General features: G+C 48.5%; 6 protein-coding genes and 1 other RNA gene. 5 read left to right on the top strand and 2 right to left on the bottom strand.

Going from position 1 to position 7,683, the window contains the following annotated elements:
• The 5 genes from L5656_RS09765 to L5656_RS09745 form a co-directional block, all read left to right on the top strand.
• Window positions 1–892: phosphotransacetylase family protein (locus L5656_RS09765; protein ID WP_297202447.1), on the top strand; the 892-nt coding region annotated here is incomplete at its 5' end.
• A 357-nt stretch (window positions 893–1,249) separates the two neighbouring features.
• The gene (locus tag L5656_RS09760) at window positions 1,250–1,975 is read left to right on the top strand and encodes a tRNA (adenine(22)-N(1))-methyltransferase (RefSeq protein WP_297202445.1); all 726 of its coding nucleotides are present in this window, start codon (window positions 1,250–1,252) and stop codon (window positions 1,973–1,975) included.
• The gene (locus L5656_RS09755; RefSeq protein WP_297202443.1) at window positions 1,948–3,060 is read left to right on the top strand and encodes a Nif3-like dinuclear metal center hexameric protein; all 1,113 of its coding nucleotides are present in this window, start codon (window positions 1,948–1,950) and stop codon (window positions 3,058–3,060) included. Before L5656_RS09760 ends, L5656_RS09755 begins: the two co-directional genes overlap by 28 nt.
• A gap of 103 nt (window positions 3,061–3,163) precedes the next feature.
• An RNA gene (rnpB, locus tag L5656_RS09750) (RNase P RNA component class A) lies at window positions 3,164–3,589 on the top strand.
• A 389-nt stretch (window positions 3,590–3,978) separates the two neighbouring features.
• The gene (locus L5656_RS09745; protein ID WP_297202441.1) at window positions 3,979–5,802 is read left to right on the top strand and encodes a DUF262 domain-containing protein; all 1,824 of its coding nucleotides are present in this window, start codon (window positions 3,979–3,981) and stop codon (window positions 5,800–5,802) included.
• On the opposite strand, the gene L5656_RS09740 is transcribed toward L5656_RS09745, so the two are convergent.
• Window positions 5,789–7,021: a (Fe-S)-binding protein gene (locus tag L5656_RS09740; RefSeq protein WP_297202439.1), complete on the bottom strand. Its 1,233-nt coding sequence runs from the start codon at window positions 7,019–7,021 to the stop codon at window positions 5,789–5,791. The two genes, L5656_RS09745 and L5656_RS09740, sit on opposite strands and share 14 nt — an antisense overlap.
• 156 nt (window positions 7,022–7,177) lie before the next feature.
• Window positions 7,178–7,683, bottom strand: a 506-nt coding sequence (locus L5656_RS09735) for an ATP-binding protein (RefSeq protein WP_297202437.1), incomplete at its 5' end; no start/stop codon positions are given.

The raw sequence follows: 7,683 nt of genomic DNA, 5'->3' as shown, positions 1-7,683 counted from the left end.
TTTAATGCGGGAAATCCTGGGGATGGAAGCACCTTTAGAAGTAATAGTTCCCTGCATGATCGGTCCCTCCTACCTTTCCGGTGAGAGGTGTCCGGAGGCGCTTACCCGGATCCGGCGGGCTTACCAAGAGCTCAGCCAGAACGCAGATGTGCTCCTCATCGGCGGGGCCTGCTACCCGTACGCCTATACCTCTTGCGGCCTCGATGATATCGCCCTGGCCAAAGAGTGGAATTCACAAGTTATACTGGTTTCGAAAATAAAAAGCGACTTTAGCATAGATCGGGCCCTTTTCTTCAACCGGAGTTTGGCTAGCGCTGGAGTAAGCCTTTTAGGAAACATCTTTAACGACATCCCCCGCTCCCTTATAGCCAAGGCGGAAGGGATATACAAGCCCATATTAGAAGAGAACGGGTACCGGGTTTTAGGGCTTATCCCCCGCCGGCCGGAGATAGCTTCTCCTACGGTCAAGGAATACTACGAAGCCTTAGGAGGGGAGATACTGGCCGGTAAAGACAATCTGGGCCGGCTGGTAGAAGAAGTTATGATAGGGGCCATGACGGTAGAGAGCGCCCTTACCTATTTTCGGCGCTCGGCCGACAAAGCGGTAATTTTAGGTGGCGACCGGGCGGACGTAGCCTTAGCCGCCTTAGAGACGAGCACTTCCGTGCTCATTCTAACGGGCGGGTTATATCCGGACGTGCGGGTGATTTCCCGGGCCCAGGAGAAGGGTGTGCCGTTGCTTCTTGTTCCATATGATACCTATACCACAGTGGAAAAAGTCAGCCATTTAACACGGCGTCTGAGGGCCGATGATCCTACTGGTATACGTATATCCCTGGAGAATGTAGAAAAGTACTGCCAGTGGGAAGCCATAGTGGAAGCTTTGCGGTAGAAGGAACCGGTAAAGGAAAAGGCTGCAAGGTACTTTAAAACCGACCCCTAGGGAATGGGTAAAGGCTTAGGCCTTGGAGGGCTTAAGCCTTTGTTTTCTTCCTCGCCTCGGCCTTTTTGGCGGGTAACTTTGTTTTGTGCTTTTCCCGTGTTCGCTCATTTTTACTAGTGGACGTCAGAAGTCTTCCCTGCTATTATAAAAAGAAGAGGGATTTCCTGCATTTACACGTATCCAGGACGGCTACTCCCATAGGAGCTGAAAGGGATTTATCTTCACATGACGCGCTTATTATCCCTACTGCTCAAGTGACCAAGGACATATACCAACCTACAGGGTACCTTTCCGGAGGAATCACTAGTGGAGCCTGTTTTAGGCTTGCGTTTGCCGTTGCGCCTGCTGGCTGTAGCAAACATGGTTTACCGTGGCAAAATTTTGGCTGATATAGGCACCGATCACGCTTATCTGCCTATTTATTTAGTAGGACACGGATGGATCCCGCGGGCGATAGGGGTAGAAGCCCGGGAGGAACCTTGGCGGAGGGCCCGGGCCAACGTGGAGGCGGCAGGCTTAAGCCACCTTATTGATATCCGCTTAGGTTGGGGGCTTAAGCCTCTGCAGCCGGGAGAGGTAAAAATAATCACCATCACGGGCCTCGGCGGGAGGACTATTCAGGATATACTTTCTACTTCTCCGGAAATACTAGAAAATATAGAGTATCTCGTGCTACAACCCCAAGGATGGGAAGCTCAGTTGCGGCGATGGCTGGCAAGGTCTGGTTGGCGCCTGGGACAGGAGGAGCTGGTTTACGAGAAGGGGCAGTATTATCTTATCTATGCTTGGGAGCGCGGGGCTAACCCTCCTTATGGCGACTGGGAATGGGAGTTCGGACCTTTGCTCCTAAAAAGACGACATCCTTTATTGGCCGGATACTTGAGGAGGAAGCTAGAGAAGCTAGACGGTATCCAGGAGGGTTTAGTTAAGAGTCGGCGGCCAGAGGCGCTCATACGACTCGAAAAATTAAACCTGGAGAGGCAAGCTATACAGGAGGTATTGGCATGCCTGCCAAATGCCGAGACATCATAGAAATTATGGAGAACCTCGCACCTTCTAGACTAGCGGCTGATTGGGATAACGTAGGTCTTCTTTTAGGCGATCCGGAAAAAGAAGTCCGTCGGATCCTTGTTAGCCTGGATGTTACTACTGAGGTAGTAGAGGAAGCGGCAGCTCGGGGAGCAGGTCTTATAATCAGCCACCATCCTCTGTTCTTGCACCCCTTAAAACATTTCCGGTTTGACCGCGGGCAAGGTGCTTTAGTCCGGCGCCTAGTGCAGGAAGATATAATGGTATATAGCGCTCATACCAATTTGGACTATGCTGCTTTAGGAATAAGTTATCACCTGGCTGTTAAACTGGGGCTAGAAGATGTGGAGGTTTTAGTACCTACCTACCGGGAAAAGTACTATAAACTAGTCACTTTTGTCCCTGAAGAGGCGGAAGCTAAGGTGCGGAAGGCCGTATGCGAGGCTGGAGCGGGTTGGATCGGTAACTATTCCCATTGCACTTTCCGTACCCAGGGCACGGGAACTTTTCTCCCCCTTGCAGGTACCCATCCCTACATAGGTGAAGAAGGCAAACTAGAAGAGGTTAAAGAATACCGGTTGGAGACTATCGTACCTCAAGAACGGCTTTCCGAGGTTTTAAACGCTCTTTTGAAAGCCCATCCTTATGAGGAGGTAGCTTATGACATTTACCCCCTGGCCAATGAGGGGCAGAGCCAGGGACCGGGAAGGATAGGCAATCTTTCCCAGGTTTTAACCCTCCAAGAATTTGCTTTAACGGTTAAGAAGGAATTAGGAGCTGAAAAAGTAACTGTAGTAGGCGAGAAGGAGCGCAAAATAAAGCGGGTCGCTGTATGCGGCGGTGCTGGTAGTAGCATTATGGATCAGGCCAAAAATCAAGGGGCCGATGTACTGGTAACCGGGGATCTAAAGTATCATGAAGCCCGTAAGGCTTTAGAGGAAGGCTTGGCTATTGTTGATGCTGGCCATTTTGCCACCGAAAGGGTTATCGTCCCTGCTTTAGTGGAATACCTCCAGGAAGAACTTAAAGCCCGTGAAGTCATGGTCCTGGCAGCGCAGAAGGAAAGGGAACCGTGGTGGGTGTTGTAAGTCCATGTTATCTGTGGTACAATAAATAACGCTGCTAGTATTGATTACTGGCAGAACCTATAAAGCATAGCCGCAGAGGTTTAGGTTTACATTAGGGAGCCCTTGAGTAAACCGGATGGTCGCGGGAGAAATCTCTCCCGAGGAAAGTCCGAGCTCCACAGGGCAGGGTGCTGGGTAACACCCAGTGGGGGCGACCCCAAGGAAAGTGCCACAGAAACAGACCGCCCGGCCTCCTAGGGTACGGTAAAAAGCCCTATAAATCTGCCCTGGGATCTTAAACCCAGGATTTAAAGTTAAAGGGGCTTCCGGCCCTGCTTACGCCGGGTAAGGGTGGAAAGGTGAGGTAAGAGCTCACCAGCGGTTAGGCGACTAACCGGCTAGGTAAACCCCACCCGGAGCAAGACCGAATAGGGGGACAATGGGGTGGCCCGCTCCGTCCCCGGGTAAGGTCGCTGGAGGTACTAGGCAACTAGTACCCTAGATAGATGACCATCCTCGACAGAACTCGGCTTACAGGTTTGCTCAAGGGTTCTATTTTATCATCGGGAAGAGGGCACCCCAAATGTGAGGGGTGCCTTAAGATTTTGATCATCATTACCGCAGTAGATAGGTTCTTGTGGGCCAAAAATTTGTTTCCAATAGCAGGAAGGTGGCATAAACTTGTAGAATATGAAACCTGGCGAGACCACCGCGTTGCCTTGTGGAGTTGAGAATATAAAGACGTTCTGGTTCGTGTACGCCTACCTACAGGGTAACAGCGGTGTACGAGAGAAGATGTTGAGATACTACTAGGGGCTCGTACGGGTAGAAAGAGGCTTCGGTGAGAGTGATTACTAGGTGAGTTGTCTGCAGCCCAGATAGGTGCTTACTGCTGTCCGCTTAGGGGAAATTAAATACAGTTAACCGGAGGGTTGGATTATGGATGTTCAAGGGTTTCTTCTAAGCAACAAGTTCCGAATCCCTCACTACCAACGCGACTTCGCTTGGACAGAAAACCAGATGCAGGACCTGTTTGATGATATTCAGGAAGCCATGGATACCGGCTCTACGCATTATATTGGAACTTTTGTCCTTGCAGGCGAAGACCGAGAGTACGAGATTGTCGACGGACAGCAACGTTTATCAGCCTTGACTATGATTGTTCATGCCCTCCTTAGCGAACTGGACCCTCAGGACCCCGACCGGATTGTAAATGAGGCTGTTCTTCTGTATCAAAGTCAAGAGAATCGAGATTTCAAGTTGAACTTCGGGGTTAATGCTACGTTTATGAAAGCCCTGCTTGCCGGGCAAGATCCAAAACCGGAAAGTGCCGGGCAACGAAGGTTAAAAAGGTGCTACTTGTTTGCCCGAGAGCGGGCCAAGTCATTAGCCGAACAAGGAGGCAAGGGACTTATAAAGCAATGGCTTGATGCAATTAAAAAGCTGGAGCTCATATACTTTGTAGAAAAAGACATTGGTCGCGCCATACGAATGTTCCAGACTGTAAATGACCGAGGCCTGCCGCTTACAACGATGGACAAAGCCAAGGCGTTGCTAGTATTTTACTCTAATCGTAATCTGGGCGGAGTTCTCGATGGAAAGATAAACGATTGCTTTAGAGACTGCTTTGTTACTTTTGATACTGTACGCGAACTGGTCCAGGAACCAGGTTACCGCATCGACAACATAGCTCGGGAAAACTTTTCGGAGGATGATATTCTCCGGTACCACTACCTCGCTTATTGGCACCCAGAAGCGGAAAACATTGATGATTATAATGGGTACACTCATACGGTTTTTGAAGGTTTTCTAAAAAAGACGCTCAAAAAGCTTGCCTCGGATCCTGATAAGCTCCGCTCCTTCATTGATGACTATATTTCGGATCTCCGACAATTTGCCATTGCGTTCAGAGAACTGATAACAGAGACTAAAACCAATGAAAGTCTCTACAAGGTATTTGTCGTTCTCGGCCTGTCGGCCAGACTGTATCCACTTGCCATCCGGCTGTACCAACGTAACCTTCTCTTTGAAAAGGTGCCAGGTACAAATGTGGACCTCTTGCATTGTCTCGAAGTATGCGATGTCAGGGTCTACAAGACCCGGGGCACCGATCCCGCGAAGGATATTGGTATTTTATCGCATCGGTCGCGCTGGGCGGAGATATGCGAAATTGCCAACGGCCTAAGGAACTTTGTGACCCAATTTATGCCGGATGGGCTGTTTAAGACAAGGCTCGGTGAGGATATGTATAACAACCCAGCAACCCCGCTTCTGCTTCTTGCTTATGATGAGGATGTGGCAGGAAGACCTTATTCACTAAGTGAGTTGGTCGATTTAGTCAAAAGCCAACTAACGCGGGAACATATTATTGCGCAGACGCCAACCTGTTCTATTACATCGTATGGGTTCGCAAGCGAAGAAGAGTATAGAATCCACTCAAATATGCTCGGGAACTTGACGCTTCTAACTAAGAGTGAAAACTCGAAATGCCAGAATAAACCCGTTCATACCAAGCTCACCGATCCAGGGCTTTACGCAAGCTCTGTCTTCGCCGCGACACGTAAGTTGGCACATCAGTATAGTTCTGGTGATTTCAAAAAGACTGACCTTATCGTACGTACCGGGCAACTCACGGACTTTGTGATGGCAAAGTATCCAATTTGGGACGAGTGCCGACCCTTTTCGGGCTTTCCAACGAGCGCCTGTAGAACGAAAAATTCTTTCTGCACCGGAGCAAAAAGGCCTTGGTTTAATCTGCCTTAGGTCGACCTATACTGTAAGATTCTGCCAGTAATTCAGCCAAGTGCTTGACCTTTACCGAACTATTACGGCGGAATAGAATGTCAGCTAATTGTAACATGCAACCCGGGCAGGAGGTGATGACGGTTTCCGCTCCCGTATCTAATAGTAATTTTGCCTTGACGCTCCCTATTTCCCGAGAGAGGTTGGGATAGGAGAGAGCAAAGGTACCCCCAAAACCGCAGCAGCTAGGATCCGTTACCTCCTTGAATTGTATACCTGGAATCGAACGGAGTATTTTCCTGGGAGGAGCTATTACTTTTTGTGCCTTACGTAAGTGACACGGGTCATGATAAGTTACTATACTTGGTATTTCCCCTTCCGGGGGTTTAAAATCAATGGACACCAGAAATTCTGAGAGGTCGAAAACCTTTACATTTAATTCGTTACTATAATATTCTTTTAAAGTTGAGCCGCAGCTAGGGCACGCAGTTATAATAGCGTCAACTCTTTCTCTTGTTAACACGCGAAGATTAATTTGTTTTAAATGATTAAAAGTTACTCCCAGACCAGAGGAAAGAGCCGGCAAGCCACAACAGACCTGGTCCGGTGGAATAACAACATCGAAGTTGTTATAATTTAGCACTTGGATCACAGCTTTTCCCGTTGAAGGAAAGCCGTAGGTTGTCATGCACCCAGTATAAAATAACACTTTGCCTTGGGTTTTACGGACAGAATGCACGCTGCCATGCACCATTTGAAACAGAGATTGGCCGTGTAATTTGGGTAAAAGCCTGGAAGAAACCATTGGCAGGGAGAAACGTGGTAGCCAATACCCTGCGGATACTTCTTTCCCGCAGAGGCCCTGAAGGATCCTACCTAACATCATCAATTTGCTTAATGTCCTAAGGTTAGGGAGGATCCATTGAGCTAAGATTTTCTTACTAGCAGGTGTTCCGTAAAATTCGGCTATTTTCGAACGGCCCGCCCAAATAATTTTTTCTACTTGTACGCCGCTGGGACATTCTTGCGAACAACTATGGCACAAAAGACATTGCCAAACCTTTTCTGCAAGATCTTTGCTAAAGGATATCTCGCCTTCTAAAAGGGCTCTGATGAGAGTTACTCTTCCGCGTGTGGAATCGCTTTCCACCCTTTTTGCCAAAAAAACCGGACAAACAGAACGGCATTGACCACACCTTACACAGCGCATCAGGGCTGTTCTTATTTCCTGGAGTTCCATCTGCTATCCCCTCTTTAGTCGAGAGCCATTTTACCCGGTGTAGATTGTCAACGAAAATTGACCCCTTTTTTGCATCGAATTTTGACCCCTGGCCAGAAATAAGTTTTGAGTATTGTTGGAAGGAGTTATTGCATACCCTATATGGGTATTCGTATATCATCGTTCCTCGGCGGCTACAGTCACACCTCTCTGTCCAGGTTTAAGCTTATCTTTCATCCGGTAGCTATGGCCATTGATAGTAAAGATATGGCAATGGTGGGCTAGGCGGTCCAAAATGGCAGAGGCTATAACCTGGTCACCAAATATGGTATCCCATTGGGTAAAAGGAACATTGGTCGTTAGGATTATAGAGCCGGTTTCATAGCGTTTGCTGACCAGCTGGAAGAAGAGGGTTGCCCTTTCCTTGTCCAAGGAAAGGTAACCAAGCTCGTCAATTATGAGTAGATGGATACGCGATAACTGTTCCAATTTAGCTGCGGTGGATAGGTCTGCCAGGGAAGAGTAAAGGTAATCAACCAAGTCCCTGGCCAAATAGAAGGCTACACGGTAACGGGCCATGCAGGCTTTTATTCCCAAGGCTATAGCTAAATGGGTTTTCCCCACTCCCGGCGAAGCAGTCACATACTGCACACTATCTTGGAAATATAAAGGTTTACTACCCT

Origin of the sequence: Thermanaeromonas sp., assembly GCF_021890735.1 — a bacterium.
In the GTDB taxonomy this organism is placed as follows: Bacteria; Bacillota; DSM-521; order Neomoorellales; family Neomoorellaceae; genus Thermanaeromonas.
This window is presented reverse-complemented; position numbering and strand designations above follow the sequence as displayed.